The sequence below is a fragment of the Bradyrhizobium nitroreducens genome (assembly GCF_002776695.1).
In the GTDB taxonomy this organism is placed as follows: domain Bacteria; phylum Pseudomonadota; class Alphaproteobacteria; order Rhizobiales; family Xanthobacteraceae; genus Bradyrhizobium; species Bradyrhizobium nitroreducens.
Window position 1 is genome coordinate 4,447,051 of sequence record NZ_LFJC01000003.1, and the last position, 17,728, is coordinate 4,464,778.

Consider the following 17,728-nt stretch of genomic DNA (forward strand, 5'->3'; position numbering starts at 1 on the left):
TGTTAGCAGCAATGCCGGGTGGGCGACGCCGGCTTGTCGGTGTGCTCCCGGCCTTCCTCATTGGACTCCGACATGGCCGAATTTCACGGTGTGTTTCCCTATCTGGTGTCACCCGTCGATGCCGACGGCACCGTGCGCACCAAAATCCTCGGCAAACTCTGCGACGATCTGATCGGAGCCGGCGTGCATGGGCTGACGCCGCTCGGCTCGACCGGCGAATTCGCCTATCTCAATGCTGCGCAACGGGCAGCTGTCGTACAGACCACGATCGAGGCCGCAAGTGGCCGCGTGCCCGTGATCGCGGGCGTCGCCTCGACCTCGACGGCGGATGCGGTGGCACAGGCGAGGGCGTATCAGACGCTCGGTGCCAACGGCATCCTGGCGATCCTTGAAGCGTATTTTCCGCTCGCCGACGCGCAGGTCGAATCCTACTTCCGCGCCATTGCGGATGCCGTCGACATTCCCGTCGTCATCTACACCAACCCGCAATTCCAGCGCTCCGATCTCACCCTCGACGTCATCGCGCGCCTCGCCGAGCATCCGCGCATCGGCTACATCAAGGACGCCTCGACCAATACCGGCCGTCTGCTCTCGATCATGAATCGCTGCGGGGATTCCTTGCGCGTATTCTCCGCCTCCGCCCACATCCCGGCCGCGGTGATGCTGATCGGCGGCCTCGGCTGGATGGCGGGCCCGGCCTGCATCATCCCGCGCCAGAGCGTCGCGCTCTACGACCTCTGCAAGGCCGGCCGCTGGGACGAGGCCATGGCGCTGCAGCGCAGGCTGTGGCGCATCAACGAAGCCTTCGCCCGCTTCAACCTCGCCGCCTGCATCAAGGCGGGGCTGTCGATCCAGGGCTACGATGTCGGCGACCCCATCCCGCCGCAGGCCTCGCTGACGGCCGATGCGCGCAAGGTCGTGGAAGCGGCGCTAAGGGAGCTCTCTCGGTAGCCGTCATTCCGGGGCGATGCGCAGCATCGAACCCGGAATCTCGAGATTCCGGGTTCGTCCTTCGGACGCCCCGGAATGACGGCCTCAATATGGCATGACGAATCCGTGCATATCCCGCCCAAAACCGCAGCTGGCATGCCTCCGGTCGATCCGCTAAAAGGCTGCCCGCAGTTTCGAAAAGACCCTGAGGATCCCACGGAATGAACATTCTTCCCGGCAATTTGCGTTTCGGAGCGGGGCAGCCCGTCAAGCGTTTGGAAGACCAGCGGCTGCTGACCGGGAAGGGGCAATTCATCGACGACAAGCCGGCCGACGGCGCGCTGTGGTTGCACGTGCTGCGCTCGCCGCATGCGCATGCCAGGATCAGCTCGATCGACACCAGCGCCGCGGCTGCGATGCCTGGTGTCGTCGCGATCTACACCGGGGCCGACCTCGTCAAGGACGACATCGGCAGCATCCCGACGCTGAGCATCTTCAAGCGCCCCGACGGCAAGCCGATGACCGTGCCGCCGCGACGGCTGCTTGCCCATGAGGTCGTGCGCTATGCTGGCGAGGCCGTGGCGGCTGTCGTGGCTGCCTCGCGCGTGGAGGCGCAGAGCGCGGCCGAGGCAATCGTTGTCGAATACGACGTGCAGCCCGCGGTGGTCGATCCGGTCGAGGCCGTGAAGCCCGGCGCGCCCGTGGTGTGGCCGGAGGCGCCCGACAACATCGTCGGCGCGATGGCTTATGGCGACGCTGCCAAGGTGGACGAAGCCTTTGCCAAGGCCGCGCACACCGTCGAGCTCGATCTCGTCAGCCAGCGGCTCGTTCCTTCCGCGATGGAGCCGCGTTCGACCATCGCCGAGATCGACAAGAAGACCGGACGTCTGCTGCTGCACGTGCAGTCGCAGACGCCGGCCTCGACCCGTGACGTGCTGGCGGAGGCCGTGCTGAAGCGCCCCAAGGACAGCGTCCGCGTGCTGGTCGGCGACATCGGCGGCGGCTTCGGCCAGAAGACCAACCTCTATCCCGAGGACGGCATCGTCGCCTATGCCGCGACCAAGCTGAGCAAGAAGATCCGCTGGCGCGGCGACCGCACCGACGAGTTCGTCGGCGGTACCCATGGCCGCGACTTGACCTCGACCGCCTCCTTCGCGCTCGACGAGAAGGGCAAGGTGCTGGCCTATCGCGTCAAGTCGATCGGCTGCACCGGCGCCTATTCTTCGGGCGCGGCGAACATCATTCCGCTGGTGCTCGGGCCGTTCGTGCAGACCGGCGTCTACGATCTGCCGCTGGTGCATTTCGAGGTGAAGTCGGTGATGACCCACACCGCGCCGGTCGGCGCCTATCGCGGCGCGGGTCGCCCGGAGGCGGTGTTCATCGTCGAGCGTCTGTTTGACGCTGCTGCCCGAAAAATCGGCATGGATCCGCGCGCCATCCGCAAAGCCAATTACATCAAGCCGGCGCAGCTGCCCTACACCAACGCCGCCGGGCAGGTCTACGATTCCGGCGCCTTCGCGCACATGCTCGACCGCGCCGTGAAGCTCGCCGACTGGGACGGCTTTGCCGCGCGCAAGAAGGCCGCGAAGAAGAAGGGCCTGCTCTACGGCCGGGGTCTCACCTCCTACATCGAATGGACCGGCGGCCGCGCCCACACCGAGAAGGTCAGCCTGCACGCGACCTCGCAAGGCCGCGTCGTGCTGCATTCCGGCACCATGGCGATGGGGCAGGGGCTGCAGACGACGTATACCCAGATGATCTCCGACACGCTGGGCATCCCCATGGACAAGATCGACGTCGTCCAGGGCGACACCGATCTCGCCATGGGCTTCGGCAGCGTGGGCTCGCGCTCGCTGTTCGTCGGCGGCACGGCGGTCGCGGTCTCCTCCAACGACCTGATCCAGAAGGCGCGCGAGAAGGCGGCCAACGTGCTGGAGACTTCGGTCGAGGACATCGAGTATCAGGGCGGCATGCTCACCGTGGTCGGCACCGACCGCCGCATCAGCCTGTTCGATCTCGCCGAGAAGGAAGGCGGCGCCAAGCTCAGCGTCGATTCCGAAGGCGAGGTGGACGGTCCGAGCTGGCCGAACGGCACCCATATCTGCGAGGTCGAGATCGATCCGGAGACCGGCGTTTCCAAGGTCGTGCGCTACACCACGGTCGACGACGTCGGCGTCGCCGTGAACCCGATGCTGGTCACCGGCCAGATCCATGGCGGCGTCGCGCAGGGCATCGGCCAGGCGCTGTATGAGGGCGTGTCCTACGACGCCGACGGCCAGCTGCTGACCGCGAGCTACCAGGACTATTGCATCCCCCGCGCCGACGACGTGCCGCCGATCGTGGTGACGCTGGATGATTCCGCGCCCTGCCGCACCAATCCGCTCGGCGCAAAAGGCTGCGGCGAATCCGGCGCGATCGGCGGTCCGCCCTGCGTCACCAACGGCGTGATGGACGCACTCGCCGAGCTCGGCATCACCCAGCTCAACACGCCGCTGACGCCGCAGAAGATCTGGCAGGCGATCAGGGACGCGAAGGCGGGTTAACGCTCATTGTTGCGCTGGCTGGGACGACAAACTCCGCTGTCGTCCCGGACCAGCGCGCCCCAAAATCATTGCTGCGGAGTATGGGTCCCGGATCTGCGCTTACGCTTGTCCGGGACGACAGCGGAGTGCGGGCTACCGGAGTCAAATCCCCAGCATCATCTTCGCGATGATATCGCGCTGGATCTCCGAGGTGCCGCCGAAGATGGTGTAGGCGCGGCCGTTGAGATATTCCGGCACCACCGTCAGCATCTCCTCAGGCGTCGCCGGCTCGTGGTTGAGCTTGTAGAGCGGGCGCATCGGCTCGACGGCGAGCGCGTCGTGGCCGATCACGTCGACGCCTAAGCGCGTCACGGCCTGGCGGATTTCGCTGTTGCGCAGCTTCAGGATCGACGACACCGCGCCGGGGTTCTGTCCGGTCTGCAGCGCAGAGAGCACGCGCAGCTCGGTCATCTCCAGCGCGTCGATGTCGACCTCGACCTCGGAGATGCGCGCGGCGATGTCAGGGCTGTCGATGGCGCGGCCCGTCAGGTCGGACTCGGCAAGATCCGCAATCGCCTTCAGCCCCTCGCGCAGCTTGGCTGACGCAATCCCCGAGCCGCGCTCGAACTCGAGCAGATATTTGCCGTAGGTCCAGCCCTTGCCCTCCTCACCGACGCGGTTGGCGACGGGTACGCGGACGTCGTCGAAGAACACCTGGTTGACCTCGTGGTCGCCGCCGATGGTGAGGATCGGGCGCGTCGTGATACCCGGCGTCTTCATGTCGATCAGGATGAAGCTGATGCCGTCCTGCTGCCGCGGCCCGTCGTTGGTGCGCACCAGCGCGAACATGCGGTTGGCGTGGTGGGCATGCGTGGTCCAGATCTTGGTGCCGTTGATGATGTAGTCGTCGCCGTCGCGCACCGCGCGCGTCTTCAGCGAGGAGAGATCGGAGCCGGAGCCCGGCTCGGAATAGCCCTGGCACCAATAGTCCTCGCCGGAGAGGATTCGCGGCAGGTAGAAGTTCTTCTGCTCCGGCGAGCCGAAGCCGATGATGACGGGCCCGACCATCTTCACGCCCATCACGTTGACATTGGGCACGCCGGCCCGCGCGCATTCGGTCTCGAAGATCCAGCGCTGCGCCGGCGTCCAGGCCGGGCCGCCGTATTCGACCGGCCAGCCCGGCGCGCCCCAGCCGTTGGCGTGCAGCGCGCGCTGCCAGGCCATGCCGATATCAGGGTCGGAGAACACCGATGGCGTCAGCGCAGTCGCGCGCTTCATCTCCTCGGTGAGATTCCGGGCGATGAAGCTGCGCACCTCACTCTGGAAGGCACGCTCCTCGGCATTGAATGACAGGTCCATGAGGCTCTCCCGGTGTCAGGCTCTGCGGCCAAGCTCGGCGTGGCGGGCATAGTGATGCGCGCTGCCGCCGAACAGCGTGTCGAAGGCGACGAGGCGCTTGAAATAGGCGCCGACCTCCAGCTCCTCGGTGACGCCCATGCCGCCATGGAGCTGGATCGACTGCTCGCCGACGAAGCGGGCGCATTTGCCGATCTTGGCTTTCGCGCCCGACGCGGCCCGGGCCCGCTCGGTCGGCGGGCTGTCCACCTTGAGCGCCGCCCGCAGCGCCATCGAGCGCGCCTCATCGACCTGCATCGCCATGTCGGCGAGGCGGTGGCGGATCACCTGGTTGGCGGAGAGCGGCCGGCCGAACTGCTTTCGGATCTTGGTGTAGTCGAGCGTGGTCTCCAGCAGCGTCTGCATGATGCCGACGGCTTCCGCGCCTAATGCGGCCATGGTGCGGTCGACGGCCCATTCGATCGCGGGCAGCGCGTCATGGCCGTCGCCGAGCAGCGCGTCTTCGGGCAGATGCACGTCGGCCAGCTCGAGGTTGCAGGCGCGTCCGCCGCCGAGGCGCGCGTAGTCCGACATCGCAAGGCCGTCCGCCGTCGCTGGCAGAACGAACAGACCGATCCGCCCTGATGGACCGTGATGGTCGTGGATGAGCGCGGAGACGATGATCTCGTCAGCAGCGTGGCCGTCGAGCACCGCAATTTTGCTGCCGGAAAGACGCCAGCCTTGCGCGGTTTTGGTCGCTGACGTCGCGACCTTGGCGAGATCGAACCGCGCTGCGCGCTCGGAATGCGCGAAGGCGAGCTTCAGGGACCCGTCCGCTACTTTGGGCAGGCTTGCCTGCTTCTGCTCGGTCGTGCCGCATCTGGCGATCAGCCCGGCTCCCAGCACCACGGTCGCGACATAGGGCTCGGACACCAGTCCGCGGCCGAAGGCTTCCATCAGGATGCCGATGTCGATCGCGCCGCCGCCGAGCCCGTCGAACTCCTCAGGGATAGGCAGCGCCAGCCAGCCGAGCTCGGCGAACTGCTTCCACACCGCAGGGCTGAAGCCCAGCGGATCGTTCGCCATCTTGCGGCGGTGATCGGCATCGTAGCTGCCGGCCACGAAACGCTCCGCGCTCTCGCGCAGCAGCTTCTGCTCGTCACTGAGATTGAGGTCCATGGTTCTACTCCGCGGCCGCCGGCGGCTTGCGCACGGAGGGATGCAGGCCGGATGGATCGACGATCATGCCGAACTCCTGAAGATTATGGGCGTGACAGAGCTGATGCAGCGCAAAGGCCTGGTCGATCGCGGCGGGCTGGCCCATCACGTCGACCGAGCGGTTCACCGCCTCCTTGGTCATCTTCAGCGCGAAGGACGGCTTTGCCGCGATTCGTCGCGCCAGCTCCAGCACGCGCGATGATAGTTCCGCGCGCGGCACGACCTGATTGACCATGCCGAGCCGGTGCGCCTGCTCGGCGCTCCAGTTGTCGGCGGTGAACAGGAACTCCTTAGCCTTGCGCGGGCCGAGCTCCCAGGGATGCACGAACCATTCGACGCCGCAGACGCCCATGGTGACGACGGGGTCGCAGAATTGCGCGTCGTCGCTGGCGACGATGAGGTCGCAGGCCCAGGCCAGCATCAGCCCGCCGGCGATGCACTTGCCGTGGATTTCGGCGATCGTCGGCTTGGCGAGATTGCGCCAGCGCCGCGTGATCTGGAGATAAATTTCCTGCTCGCGCGCGAAGCGGCCATGGGCATTCGGTTCGGCGAAACCGCCCCAATGTCCGATCGGCGGAAAGTCGACGCCGGCGGCGTTCTTGCCGCCGGGACGCAGGTCATGGCCGGAGGAGAAATGCGGGCCGTTGCCGGCGAGGATGATCACCTTGACCGCATCGTCCTGCACCGCCGCATCGAAGGCAGCGTTGAGGTCGTAGGTCATCTGCAGGTTCTGCGCGTTCCGCGCCTCGGGCCGGTTCATCACGATCCGGGTGATCGCGGGCTCGGGCCGTTCCACGAGGATGGTCTCGAACGAGGTCATCGCGTTTCCCCCTGGCATTCCGTCTTATTGTTTCGCCAAGTTGACTATGTCGGTCAGGGATAGGCAAGAGGCTTGCGTCAGTCGGCTGCTTTTCGCGCCTTGAGAGCGATGCAAGACGTCTGGCGTCTTGCGGGTCCGATCTGGTAGTTTGTGCCGGATTCCACCGGGAGAAATTTAATGCGCAAGATCCTGACCGTGCTGGCGGCGCTGGCCTCGCTGAGCCTCACCAATTGCGGCTACAACGCGATCCAGAGCGAGGACGAGCAGATCAAGGCGAACTGGTCCGAGGTCGTGAACCAGTATCAGCGCCGCGCCGACCTCGTGCCCAATCTCGTCAATTCGGTGAAGGGCTTTGCCCAGCAGGAGAAGGACGTGCTGCTCGGCGTCACCAATGCCCGCGCCAAGGTCGGCAGCATCCAGGCGACGCCCGAGGTGTTGAACGATCCGGCCGCCTTCCAGAAGTTCCAGGCCGCCCAGGGCGAGCTCTCCAGCGCGCTGTCGCGGCTGCTGGTGGTGACCGAAAACTATCCGCAGCTCAAGTCGGACGCCCTGTTCAAGGATCTGATGTCGCAGCTCGAGGGCACCGAGAACCGCATCACGGTAGCGCGCAACCGCTACATCAAGTCGGTGCAGGACTACAACGTCACCATCCGCTCGTTCCCGAGCAACCTCACCGCGATGGTGTTCGGCTACAAGGAGAAGCCGAACTTCTCGGTGGCGAACGAGAAGGAGATCTCGACCGCGCCGAAGGTCGATTTCAATCCGGCGCCAGCGCCGTCGAAGTAAGTGCACGTCATTTCGCGAATGTGCTTCGCCCCACCCACGACTGTCATTCCCCGCGAACGCGGGGAATCCAGTACGCCGCGGCTTCTCCGTATCCCGCTGGCGTCTCTGGAATACTGGATCGCCCGGTCAAGCCGGGCAATGACACCGAGTGTGTGGTGCGCGGTCATCGTTGCAACGCTCCTCCTCGCCTTTGCCTTCCCCGCCTCCGCCGACGTCGCCGTGCCCCAGCTCACCGGCCGCGTCGTCGATCAGACCGGCACGCTCTCCAGCAGCGACATTGCGTCGCTGTCGCAGAAGCTGCGGGACTTCGAGACGCGCAAGGGCAGCCAGATCGCCGTGCTGATCGTGCCGACCACGCAGCCGGAGACGATCGAGCAATTCTCGATCCGTGTCGCGGAGGCCTGGAAGATCGGCCGCAGGAAGATCGACGACGGCGCGATCCTCGTCGTCGCCAAGAGCGACCGGCATTTGCGCATCGAGGTCGGCTACGGCCTCGAAGGCGCGCTCACCGACGTCACCTCGCGGCGGATCATCGACGAAATCATCACGCCGAAATTCAGGAGCGGCGATTTCGCCGGCGGCATCTCGGACGGCGTCGATCGTATCATCAAGGTGATCGACGGCGAGCCGCTGCCGGTTCCCTCTCCAACCGTGAACTTCGGCAGTCTCGACGATCTCGCACCGCTCTTCATCGTCACGCTGTTCGTCTCGGTCGGCATCGGCGGCGCGTTCCGAGCCATGCTGGGACGGCTGCTCGGATCGCTGGTGACCGGGGGCATCATTGCGACGCTGACCTGGTTCATCCTCGGATCGTTCGGACTTGCCCTCGCGCTGGGTGGTCTCGGCTTCGTCATCGGATTCGTCGCCGATCTGTTTTCGGCGATCACGCCGGGTACCGGCCGCTCGCGCGGCGGCTCCTGGTCGAGCGGCTCTTCCTCGGGCGGCTGGAGCAGCGGATCGTCGAGCAGCAGTGACAGCGGCAGCTTCAGCGGCGGTGGCGGCAGTTTTGGCGGCGGCGGCGCCTCGGGGAGCTGGTAGCGGTCATGAGCATCAAGCGCATTGCCAGACATCTCGTGCAGCATCATTGGCGGGCGAAGCAGATTTTTACGCCCGCCGTGCTCGCCCGCATCGAGCAGGCGATCAAGCGCGGCGAGGCCATTCATTCGGGCCAGGTCCGCTTCGTCGTCGAAGGCGCGCTCGACGGCGCGCCGCTGTTCCGCAACCAGCCGGCCCGCGAGCGCGCGCTCGACGTGTTCGCGCAACTGCGCATCTGGGATACCGCGCACAATAACGGCGTCCTGATCTATCTGCTGCTCGCCGACCGCGACGTCGAGATCGTCGCCGATCGCGGCATTCACGCCAAGGTCGGTGCCGGGGGCTGGGAGCGCATCTGCCGCGCGATGGAGACGGAGTTCAGGTCCGGCCAGTTCGAGCGCGGCGTGATCGACGGCATCGAAGCGGTGTCGGGCGAACTGGCGCGCCATTTTCCGCCGGCCGCATCGCATCCGAACGAGCTGCCGGATGCGCCGGTCGTGATGTGAACGGAGCGCGCTTCGCGCCCTCCGTCATTGCGAGGAGGGACTCTGGATTGTTTCGTCGCGCGCAATGACGCTGTTGGATCAGCGAGCCTAACTCTCTCACCGTCACCCTGAGGTGGCCGCTTCTTCAGCGGCCCTCGAAGGGCGACGGCCCGGCTGGAGCAACTCGGCCGTTCATGCTTCGAGGCTCCCGGCGTGCTGCTACGCACCGCGCCGCTCGCACCTCAGCATGACGGGTTGAGGGGCGCGCCGTGTGTCAGGCATTCCGCCGCCGTTCATCTTGCCCCGGTTACAAATTGTTTCACGCCCGCCACACCGGTTCCATCTTCCCGGCTCAATTCAGCCCCTGATGACTTCCTAAAATTTCGGTAAGCGGGTCCTCAGGTAAGGATTTCGCAAGCAATGAAAGTTACCAAAAGGTCAACCCAGACTGGAGTATTTGAGCCGTGAGCGAACCAATGCCCGAGCAGGCTGCCCAGGACACCGGCGTCGTCGAAGCTGCTGCGACCGCGCCGCAGGCCGTCGAGGCCGCTGGGATCGAGGCTCCCTCGATTGCGCCGGACCATGAGGCGCCGCCCAAACCTGATCCGGTCAAGCCTGACCCGATCAAGGTCGAGCCGCCAAAAATCGAAGCATCCCGGATCGAGGTGCCGAAGCTCGAAGCCAAAGCCGAAACCAAGCCCGAGCCGAAGCCCGGCAAGCTGATCGTCATGGCGCCCTCGGACCGCTCTTGGGACCGCGAGGATTTTTCCCCGCATGTGAAGGCGGAAGAGCCGCGCGAGACCGGCAAGCGCCGCCTGTCGGCGATGGCCGCGGTGGTGGCGATCGCGGCGAGCGTCGGCGCGATCAGCGGCGCGCTTGCAACGGCCGGCATGATGCGCTTCGCAGCCCCTGCCCAGGCGCCGATGCAGGTCGCCGACACCAGCGCGCTCGATGCTTCGGTTGCCCGGATCGATGCCGACCTCGTCGCGCTCAAGGCCAATGTCGAGCACAGCTCGAAGACCGGCATCAATCAGTTCAACCGGGCCAATGATCGTCTCGACAAGCTCGAGAAGGCGCAGGCCGAGCCGATGGCCAGGATCGCAAAGCTGTCCGAGACCGTCGACAAGCTCCGCGCCGCGCCGCCCGCCGCTCCCGCGCAGGCCGCCGCGGCAGCGCCGGCAAAGGAGACCACCGGCTCGATTGCGCCTGCCCAGCAGGTTGCGACCGCTGCCGCGGCACCGGCCCCAGTGGCCGCCGCCCCCAAGACCGAGGTCGGCCGTATGCCGACGATCGAAGGCTGGCGGCTGCGCAATGCCGCCAATGGCGGTGCGCTGATCGAGGGCCGAGACGGCCTCTACGAGGTCTATCCCGGCGATCCCATCCCCGGCGTCGGCCGTGTCGACGCGATCCGCCGCCAGGATGGCCGCTGGGTCGTCGTCACCAGCAAGGGGCTGATCGTCTCGCGCTGAGCGGCCCAGATACGAATTTCGAGAGGCGCTTCACCACCATGTGAAGCGCCTTTCTGCTTGAATAGGCCGGCCACCGCGGTGTTACCTCAGGCATGAGCCGTGCGTTGCGAATTCTCCTTGCCGCCACCGTCCTGTTTGGCGGCACCGCCGCGCTATCGGCTGCGGAGACCGCGCCGCTGACGCGTGGCACCGCCATCATCGATCCCGATCTCTTGCGCAGGCTCGACGAGGGCGACGCTCTCACGATCTCGCGCCTGGTGTCGCCGGAGCGCAAGGCGGGTGGTGCGCTGACCACCGACCGGCTGTTCGCATCGCTGCCCCAGCTCAAGGATATTCCGCCGGCGATCGACGCGGAGTTCGACCGCTACATTGCGCGGCAGAAGGCAGCCTGGCCGACCGAGACCATCGGCGTCGGCGAAGGCTTTGACGTGCAGCTGTTCGATCGGGCCAATCTGAATTCCCCCGACACGCGCTTCGTGCTGGCCGGCATCGTCAACCGCATGGACCGCGCCTATGTCGGCGAGGAGTCCTGTGGCGAGATCCGGCTGATCTATCGTCTGGCGCGTTTCGACGGCGGCAAGACCGCGACACGCCTGCCGATGACGTTCAATCTGGTGATGAAGGCGCGCGATGCGCGCCAGGCAGACGCCAACGGCAAGCCGATCACCTGCGCCGAGATTGCGCGCCGCTGGCTCGACAACGGCAACTGGCAGGAGCTGATCGGCGGTCGTGACGACGCGATGCTCGATCGCATCGAGACCAACATCCAGATATCGGTCGCAGCGAAATCGGCGCTGCACGATTTTCGCTCCGACTATTTGCTCAAGGTGTTCAAGTACGACGCGGCTACGAAGACGTTCGCGGAAGCGGTGCTGGAGAACCAGATCGACCGCGACCGGATCATGGCGGATGACGCGCTTCGGCGCGAGTTCAAGGATTGGCTGCTCGAACCCGAGCATCTTCGCGCGTTCGATCGCGGCACCGTGCTGATCCCTGAGAAATTCCTGGCCAGAAGTGCAGTGGTGCCGACGCCGGCCGGCCTCGATGCTTCGGCGCTGCAGCCGGAATTCGGCATGATGCAGGCGGAGGGGGAGGGCAAAGGCGAGCCGGTCTTCACCGACAACGACGTGGTCGGTGCGTTGAAGCGGGCGGCCGCACGCGGCGACATGCAGAACATCCGCTCGGTGGCCGGCTTCCAGCGCCGTCTCAACGACGTCACCTGCGCCGGCTGCCACCAGACCCGCGGCATTGGCGGCTTCCATTTCCCCGGCGTCGACTGGCTGGCCGACAAGCCGTCCAATTCCACCATCGTGCCGGCGTCGCCGCACTTCCTCGGCGACCAGCCCCGCCGCCGCGACATCCTCACCGCGTTTGCCGCAGGCAAACGCCCTGATTTCTCACGCGGATTTGCCAGCCGGCCACAGACCCGCGGCAGCCGCGAGCTCGCCGGCAGCGAGTATCAGGACGGCTGGGGCGCGCATTGTTTCCTGCAGGACGCGGGACCTGGAACGCGAGATGCGAGTTTTACGTCATGGAGCTGTGCTAACGGTCTCACCTGTCAGGCCGCCGCGGCCTCGCGCCGCATCGGCATGTGCTTCATCAAGACGCGTTGAGCCCGCAAAAGCGATTTGGATGATTCATGACGGACACCAGCGAAGCCAACAAGGCGCGCAATCGCGAGATCGCGCGCAATGAAGAAGCCAAGCAGGTCATTGGCAGCACCCGCGTCAGCATCTGGGCGGTGGCGGTGGCCGTCATCGTCGGCGGGATCCTATTCACGCTCGGCTGGCTGTCGCTGCGGTAAGCCGCGATGCGAGCTTTCTTTTCGCCTCTCCCCGCGTGCGGGGAGAGGCCGACACGCGAAGCGTGGCGGGTGAGGGGGCTCCGCGAGCCCAACTCTCACCGTCCTCGCGGAGACTCCCTTTCACCCTAACCCTGTCCCCGCAAGCGGGGAGAGGGGAAAGAATCCTCACTTCGCGTAGTTGGTCATCCGCTTGCCCGGCAGCAATTCATAGGCCGGCTTCCAGCCGGGCAGCGCGGCCATGCGGCCGAGCCAGCCGTGGACGGCGGGGTAGCTCGTTCCGAAATCGAAACCGTGCTCGTCGCTGGGATAGTGCAGATAGGCCATCATCGAGATATCGGCGACCGTCGGCTTCGCTCCGATCGCGAATTCATTGTGCTGGAGATGCCCGTCGAGAATGCCGAGGAAATCCTCGAGCCGGCGGCGAAAGTGCTTCAGCACCTGCGGGTCGTTCTTCTCGGTGAAGGCGCGCATGAAGCGGTAGGTCGCCATGTAGCCGGTGAGCTTGTGGTTGTCCCAGAACAGCCAGCGCAGCAGCTCGAACTTCTCGTCCTCGGTCTCGGCGCCGAAGCGGCCGTACTGCTCGGCAAGCTTGAGCAAGAGCGGCGCGGTTTGCGTCATCTTCACGCCGTCGACTTCGAGCACCGGGATTTCGCCCATCTCGTTGACGGCCTTGCGCCATTCCGCCGTGCGCGTGACGCCGCCGGCGAAATCGGTCCACACCGGCTCGAACGTCTCGCCGCACAGCGTCAGCATCAGCGCCAGCTTGTAGCTGTTGCCGGATTCGGGGAAGTAGTGCAGGCGGTAGAGGGGCATGGGGCCTCGTGAGACAATGCAGGACGTTGTGACAGAAGCTACATCGTTCCGTATCGTCATTGCGAGCGCAGCGAAGCAATCCAGAAATGCATCTCCGCCGTCATCCCGGGCTCGCGCTTCGCGCGCCCCGGGACGACGATATGCGGCGCGCTCCTACCCCACCGCTCCCGACCCCCGCAGCTGCCTGATCGCGGCCTCGTCGTATCCCGCCCCGCGCAAAATCTCGTCACTGTGCTCGCCCACTGCAGGCGGCTTGCGCGGCTGCACTTTCTTGGCGCCGTCGATCCAGATCGGGCTGGAGATGGTGAGCATGGTGTCGTTCTCGAACGGCACCAGCACCTCGTTGTCGAGCATCTGCTTGTCGTTGGGGATGTCGTCGAGAATGGCGACGACGCCGAACACGAGGCCGTTGCCGTCGAGGATCTTGCGCCATTCGGCAAGATCCCTGGTGGCGAAGGTCTCGTCAAAGATCTTGATCAATTCCACCGAGCGGGCGTGACGGTCCGCCTTGGTGGCGAAGCGCGGATCGTTGATCAAGTCCTCGCGGCCCAGGCATTTGGCCAGCGCCGGAAACTGCTTCTCCTCGCTCAGCAGCGACAGGATCAGCCAGCGGCCGTCCTTGCACTGGTAGTGGTTGGCGACCGCGTTCAGCGCGCGCTCGCGCGGGCGCCGCTCGCCGAACTTGGCGCCGCAGAGCTTGGCCTGCGCCAGCACGCTTGCGGCCCATACGCCGTTCGCCATCAGGTTGGAGGCGACGTGCGAGCCCTTGCCGGTTTTCTCGCGCTGATACAGCGCGGTGACGATGGCGCCGTAGAACGCCATGGCGCAGGGATGATCGCCCATGCCGGCGACCGAGCGGGCTGGGGTCGTATCGGTGTCGGCGCGGACCAGGTCCATCAGGCCGGAGCGCGCCCAATAGGCGTTGCTGTCGAAGCCGGGCTTGTTGGCCTCCTCGCCCTTCTCGCCATAGCCGGTGAAGGACGCGTAGATCAGCCGGTCGTTGAGATGGGCGAGATGGTCATAGGTGATGCCGAGCTTGGCGCGCACCGGCGGCGGCATGTTGGTGATGAAGACGTCGGCTTCCTCGACCAGCTTGTAGAGCACCGCCTGGGCCTCTGCCTTGGCGAGGTCGAGCGCGATGCTCTTCTTGTTGCGGGCCTCGAGCAGCCAGGCGAAATTGTGCTCGCCGGTGGGGTAGCCCGGCAGATTCGGCAGGTTGCGATAGGGGTCGCCGGCGCCGGGCGGCTCGATCTTGATGACGTCGGCGCCGAAATCCGACAGCACGGTCGCGGCCGCGGGCGCTGCGATGAAGCTCGCGCAGTCCAGAACTTTCAGGCCGGAAAAGATGCCTTTTTCCATCGCGGCGTTGCTCCCTCGCTCTTGTCGTTTCCCGCGCGCTGGAATTGGCGCGGGCTCATCATGGCAGCATTAGACCGATGTCTCCGCGGGATGCAACGGCGCCCGGCGCAGGGCCTCACTCCTCACCCGCAAGCAACGCCGCGTTGCCGCCGGCTGCGGCCGTATTGATCGTCACGGTCTGCTCGGTGGCAAAGCGCGCCAGGTAATGCGGGCCGCCGGCCTTGGGGCCGGTTCCGGACAGGCCGTTGCCGCCGAACGGCTGCACGCCGACCACGGCGCCGATCATGTTGCGGTTGACGTAGACGTTGCCGATCCGGGCGCGGTCGATGATGGCTTCGATCGTGTCGTCGATGCGCGAATGAATGCCGAGGGTGAGCCCATAGCCGGTGCGCTCGATCGCCTGCAGCACGCGCTCGAGGTTTTCGGCACGATAGCGCACGACGTGCAGGATCGGGCCAAAGACCTCCTCGGTGAGCTGGCCGGCGTCCTTGAGCTCGAAGATGTGCGGCGCGACGAAGCAGCCTTCCGGCGCCTGGCCTGCAAAATGCAGCTTCGCCTCGGTCTTCATCCGCGCGACATGCGCATCGAGCCGCTGCTTGGCCTCCATGTCGATCACAGGACCGACATGAGTCGCGACATCCAAGGGATCGCCGATCCTGAGTTCGCGCGCGGCGCCCGCGATCATCTCGATCATGCGGTCGGCGACGTCCTCCTGCACGAACAACAGCCGCAGCGCCGAGCAGCGCTGGCCGGCGGAACGGAAGGCGGAGGTCACGACGTCGTCGGCGACCTGCTCGGGCAGAGCGGTGGCATCCGCGATCATGGCGTTGATGCCGCCGGTCTCCGCGATCAGCGGCACGATCGGCCCGTCCTTGGCGGCGAGCGTCCGGTTGATCGAGCGCGCCACCTCGGTCGAGCCGGTGAAGACGACGCCCGCGATGTCCGCATGCGCGGTCAGCACGGCCCCGATGCGCCCGTCGCCGGTGACCAGCTGCAGTGCGCTTTTGGGGATGCCGGCCTCGTGCAGCAGGGCGACGGCCTCGCGCGCGATGCGCGGCGTCTGCTCGGCCGGTTTCGCCACCACGCAGTTGCCGGCCATCAGCGCCGCCGTGACCTGGCCCAGGAAAATCGCCAGCGGAAAATTCCAGGGTGAGATCGCCACGAACACGCCGCGGCCGCGCATGGCGAGCGCGTTGCTCTCGCCGGTCGGGCCGGGCATGGCCATCTCGCTGCCGAACAGCTTGCGACCCTGCGCGGCATAATAGCGGCAGAAGTCGGCGGCCTCGCGCAGCTCCGACAGCGCATCGTCGAGCGTCTTGCCGCCTTCGCGTTGGAGCAACGCGATGAAATGCGCGCCACGGCTCTCCAGCAGATGCGCCGCCTGCTCCAACGCCGCCGCGCGCGTGCCCGCCGGCGTCCGGCTCCAGGCCGCAAAGCCGGCACGCGCCGCGACAACCGCCGCGTTGGTTTGATCCGGTGTGGCATCAGCAATGGGCTTGAGGTCGGCGGCCTCGGCCTTCACATCTGCCAGCAACTGATCGAGCGCGAGGCGTGCGCCGAACTCGACGCCGCGCGAATTGCGCCGCTCCGGCGCGAACAGATCGCCCGGCAGCGGAATTTTGGGATGCGCCGCCGCTTGCGGCCGGAGGATCGCATCCGCCGGACGCTGCAGCAGCGCCGTAACGGGCACGCGATAATCGGCGGCCTGCGCCACGAACGAGGAATTGGCGCCGTTCTCCAGCAGTCGCCGCACAAGATAGGCCAGCAGATCGCGATGACTGCCGACCGGCGCATAGGTGCGGTATGCGATCTCAGGGTGGTCCCTGGCGAGCTGCTCGTACAGCGCTTCGCCCATGCCGTGCAGGCGCTGGAACTCGAAGGCGCCGCCGTCTGCTGCGAGCTCCAGCACGGTCGCGACCGTCAGCGCATTGTGGGTGGCGAATTGCGGGAAGATGCGCGGCCGCAAGGCCAGCAGCTTCGACGCGCAGGCGACGTAGTTCAGATCCGTCATCGCCTTGCGTGTGAACACGGGATAGCCGTCGAGCCCGCGCTCCTGCGCGCGCTTGATCTCGGTGTCCCAATAGGCGCCCTTGACGAGGCGCACCATCAGCTTGCGGCCGTGCGCACGGGCCAGTGCATCGACATAGTCGATCACCGCGCTCGCGCGCTTCTGATAGGCCTGGATCGCAAGGCCAAATCCGTCCCAGCCGGCAAGCGAGGGATCGGCGAGCGTCGCCGCGATCACGTCGAGCGACAGCTCCAGCCGGTCGGCTTCCTCGGCATCGACGGTGAAGTTCAGGTCATGCGCCTTGGCGTGCTGGGCGAGGTCCAGCAATAGCGGCACCAGCTCGGACATCACGCGGTCGCGGCTGATCGCCTCGAAGCGGGGATGCAGCGCCGAGAGCTTGACGGAGATGCCGGGCCGGTCGGGCAGGGGGTGCGCGCCAGCCGCCTTGCCGATGGTCTCGATCGCGCTGGCATAGGCATCGAAATAGCGCTTGGCATCGGCCGCCGTACGCGCGCCTTCGCCGAGCATGTCGAAGGAATAGCGCGACTTCTGGCCGGAGCGCGGCTTACCCCGCTCCAGCGCCTGCTCGATGGTCTCGCCGAGGACAAAGTGATTGCCCATCAGCCGCATCGCCTGGCGAGTCGCGGTGCGCACCGCCGGCGCGCCGAGCCGCTTCACGAGGCGGCCGATGGTACCGTCGGGCGTCTCGCCGGGCTGAATCACCCGCGCGGAGAGACCGAGCGCCCAGGCCGAGGCGTTGACCAGGAAGGCGGTGGACTTGGTCTCGTGGTGGATGAAGTCGCCCTCGCCGAGCTTGTCCTCGATGAACTGGTCGGCGGTGCGCGCATCTGGCACGCGCAGCAGTGCTTCCGCCAGCACCATCAGCGCGAGGCCCTCCTTGGTCGAGAGTGCGAACTCCCGCAGCATGTCCTCGACGCCACCAAGATTGCCTGCGAGCCGGTCGTCGCGCTTGCGGATCGCCTCGATCAGCCGCGTCGCGGTGCGGTCGATCCGCGCCTCCTGCGGCGTGGCCAGATGCGAGGCCGGCAACAGGCGGGCGGCGATCTCGGCATCGTCAGGAGCGTAGGGCGCGGTGAAGGGTGGCGGGATGTTCGGCATGGCATGTCCTGTGGCTGAAATCCAG

Annotated in this window: 14 protein-coding genes; 8 read left to right on the top strand and 6 right to left on the bottom strand. The window is 66.3% G+C overall.

Annotated features, from left to right (window positions below):
* Positions 1 to 72: 72 nt before the first annotated feature.
* Positions 73 to 951: a dihydrodipicolinate synthase family protein gene (locus tag TSA1_RS21425; RefSeq protein ID WP_100178063.1), complete on the top strand. Its 879-nt coding sequence runs from the start codon at positions 73 to 75 to the stop codon at positions 949 to 951.
* 200 nt (positions 952 to 1,151) lie between these two features.
* A complete protein-coding gene (locus TSA1_RS21430; protein ID WP_100178064.1) occupies positions 1,152 to 3,473 on the top strand; it encodes a xanthine dehydrogenase family protein molybdopterin-binding subunit in 2,322 nt (773 codons plus the stop codon).
* Positions 3,474 to 3,614: 141 nt separating this feature from the next.
* Here TSA1_RS21430 and TSA1_RS21435 read toward each other — a convergent pair whose 3' ends face one another.
* Genes TSA1_RS21435 through TSA1_RS21445 form a run of 3 tightly spaced genes read right to left on the bottom strand, consistent with a single transcriptional unit; the run spans position 3,615 to position 6,825 of the window.
* On the bottom strand, positions 3,615 to 4,811 hold the full coding sequence (locus TSA1_RS21435; protein WP_100178065.1) for an acyl-CoA dehydrogenase family protein: 1,197 nt from the start codon (positions 4,809 to 4,811) through the stop codon (positions 3,615 to 3,617).
* 15 nt (positions 4,812 to 4,826) lie between these two features.
* Complete coding sequence (locus tag TSA1_RS21440) at positions 4,827 to 5,966, bottom strand: acyl-CoA dehydrogenase family protein (protein WP_100178066.1); 1,140 nt, start codon at positions 5,964 to 5,966, stop codon at positions 4,827 to 4,829.
* Between the two features lie 4 nt (positions 5,967 to 5,970).
* Positions 5,971 to 6,825 carry an enoyl-CoA hydratase gene (locus TSA1_RS21445; protein WP_100178067.1) on the bottom strand — a complete coding sequence of 285 codons (855 nt, stop codon included), beginning with the start codon at positions 6,823 to 6,825 and terminating at the stop codon, positions 5,971 to 5,973.
* A gap of 177 nt (positions 6,826 to 7,002) precedes the next feature.
* Here TSA1_RS21445 and TSA1_RS21450 point away from each other — a divergent pair, with 177 nt between their 5' ends.
* The 6 genes from TSA1_RS21450 to TSA1_RS39795 all read left to right on the top strand — a co-directional run bounded on the left by TSA1_RS21450 (position 7,003) and on the right by TSA1_RS39795 (position 12,404).
* Entirely contained in the window at positions 7,003 to 7,611 is a 609-nt protein-coding gene (locus TSA1_RS21450) for a LemA family protein (protein WP_100178068.1), read from the top strand.
* A gap of 138 nt (positions 7,612 to 7,749) precedes the next feature.
* Complete coding sequence (locus TSA1_RS21460; protein ID WP_174719004.1) at positions 7,750 to 8,649, top strand: TPM domain-containing protein; 900 nt, start codon at positions 7,750 to 7,752, stop codon at positions 8,647 to 8,649.
* A gap of 5 nt (positions 8,650 to 8,654) precedes the next feature.
* Positions 8,655 to 9,152, top strand: coding sequence for a TPM domain-containing protein (locus TSA1_RS21465; protein ID WP_100178070.1), 498 nt, complete (start codon positions 8,655 to 8,657; stop codon positions 9,150 to 9,152).
* Positions 9,153 to 9,607: 455 nt separating this feature from the next.
* Entirely contained in the window at positions 9,608 to 10,600 is a 993-nt protein-coding gene (locus tag TSA1_RS21470; RefSeq protein WP_174719324.1) for a hypothetical protein, read from the top strand.
* Between the two features lie 92 nt (positions 10,601 to 10,692).
* Positions 10,693 to 12,213, top strand: coding sequence for a hypothetical protein (locus TSA1_RS21475; RefSeq protein WP_100178072.1), 1,521 nt, complete (start codon positions 10,693 to 10,695; stop codon positions 12,211 to 12,213).
* 26 nt (positions 12,214 to 12,239) lie between these two features.
* Entirely contained in the window at positions 12,240 to 12,404 is a 165-nt protein-coding gene (locus TSA1_RS39795) for a hypothetical protein (RefSeq protein ID WP_174719005.1), read from the top strand.
* Between the two features lie 165 nt (positions 12,405 to 12,569).
* Here the strand turns inward: TSA1_RS39795 and TSA1_RS21480 are convergent, their stop codons facing one another.
* From TSA1_RS21480 to putA, 3 genes are all read right to left on the bottom strand, one after another.
* On the bottom strand, positions 12,570 to 13,217 hold the full coding sequence (locus tag TSA1_RS21480; RefSeq protein WP_100178073.1) for a glutathione S-transferase family protein: 648 nt from the start codon (positions 13,215 to 13,217) through the stop codon (positions 12,570 to 12,572).
* Positions 13,218 to 13,370: 153 nt separating this feature from the next.
* Positions 13,371 to 14,576 (bottom strand): CaiB/BaiF CoA transferase family protein, encoded by a 1,206-nt coding sequence (locus TSA1_RS21485; protein WP_100178074.1) that lies wholly within the window; start codon positions 14,574 to 14,576, stop codon positions 13,371 to 13,373.
* Positions 14,577 to 14,691: 115 nt separating this feature from the next.
* Complete coding sequence (gene putA, locus TSA1_RS21490; RefSeq protein ID WP_100178075.1) at positions 14,692 to 17,703, bottom strand: bifunctional proline dehydrogenase/L-glutamate gamma-semialdehyde dehydrogenase PutA; 3,012 nt, start codon at positions 17,701 to 17,703, stop codon at positions 14,692 to 14,694.
* Positions 17,704 to 17,728: the final 25 nt, after the last annotated feature.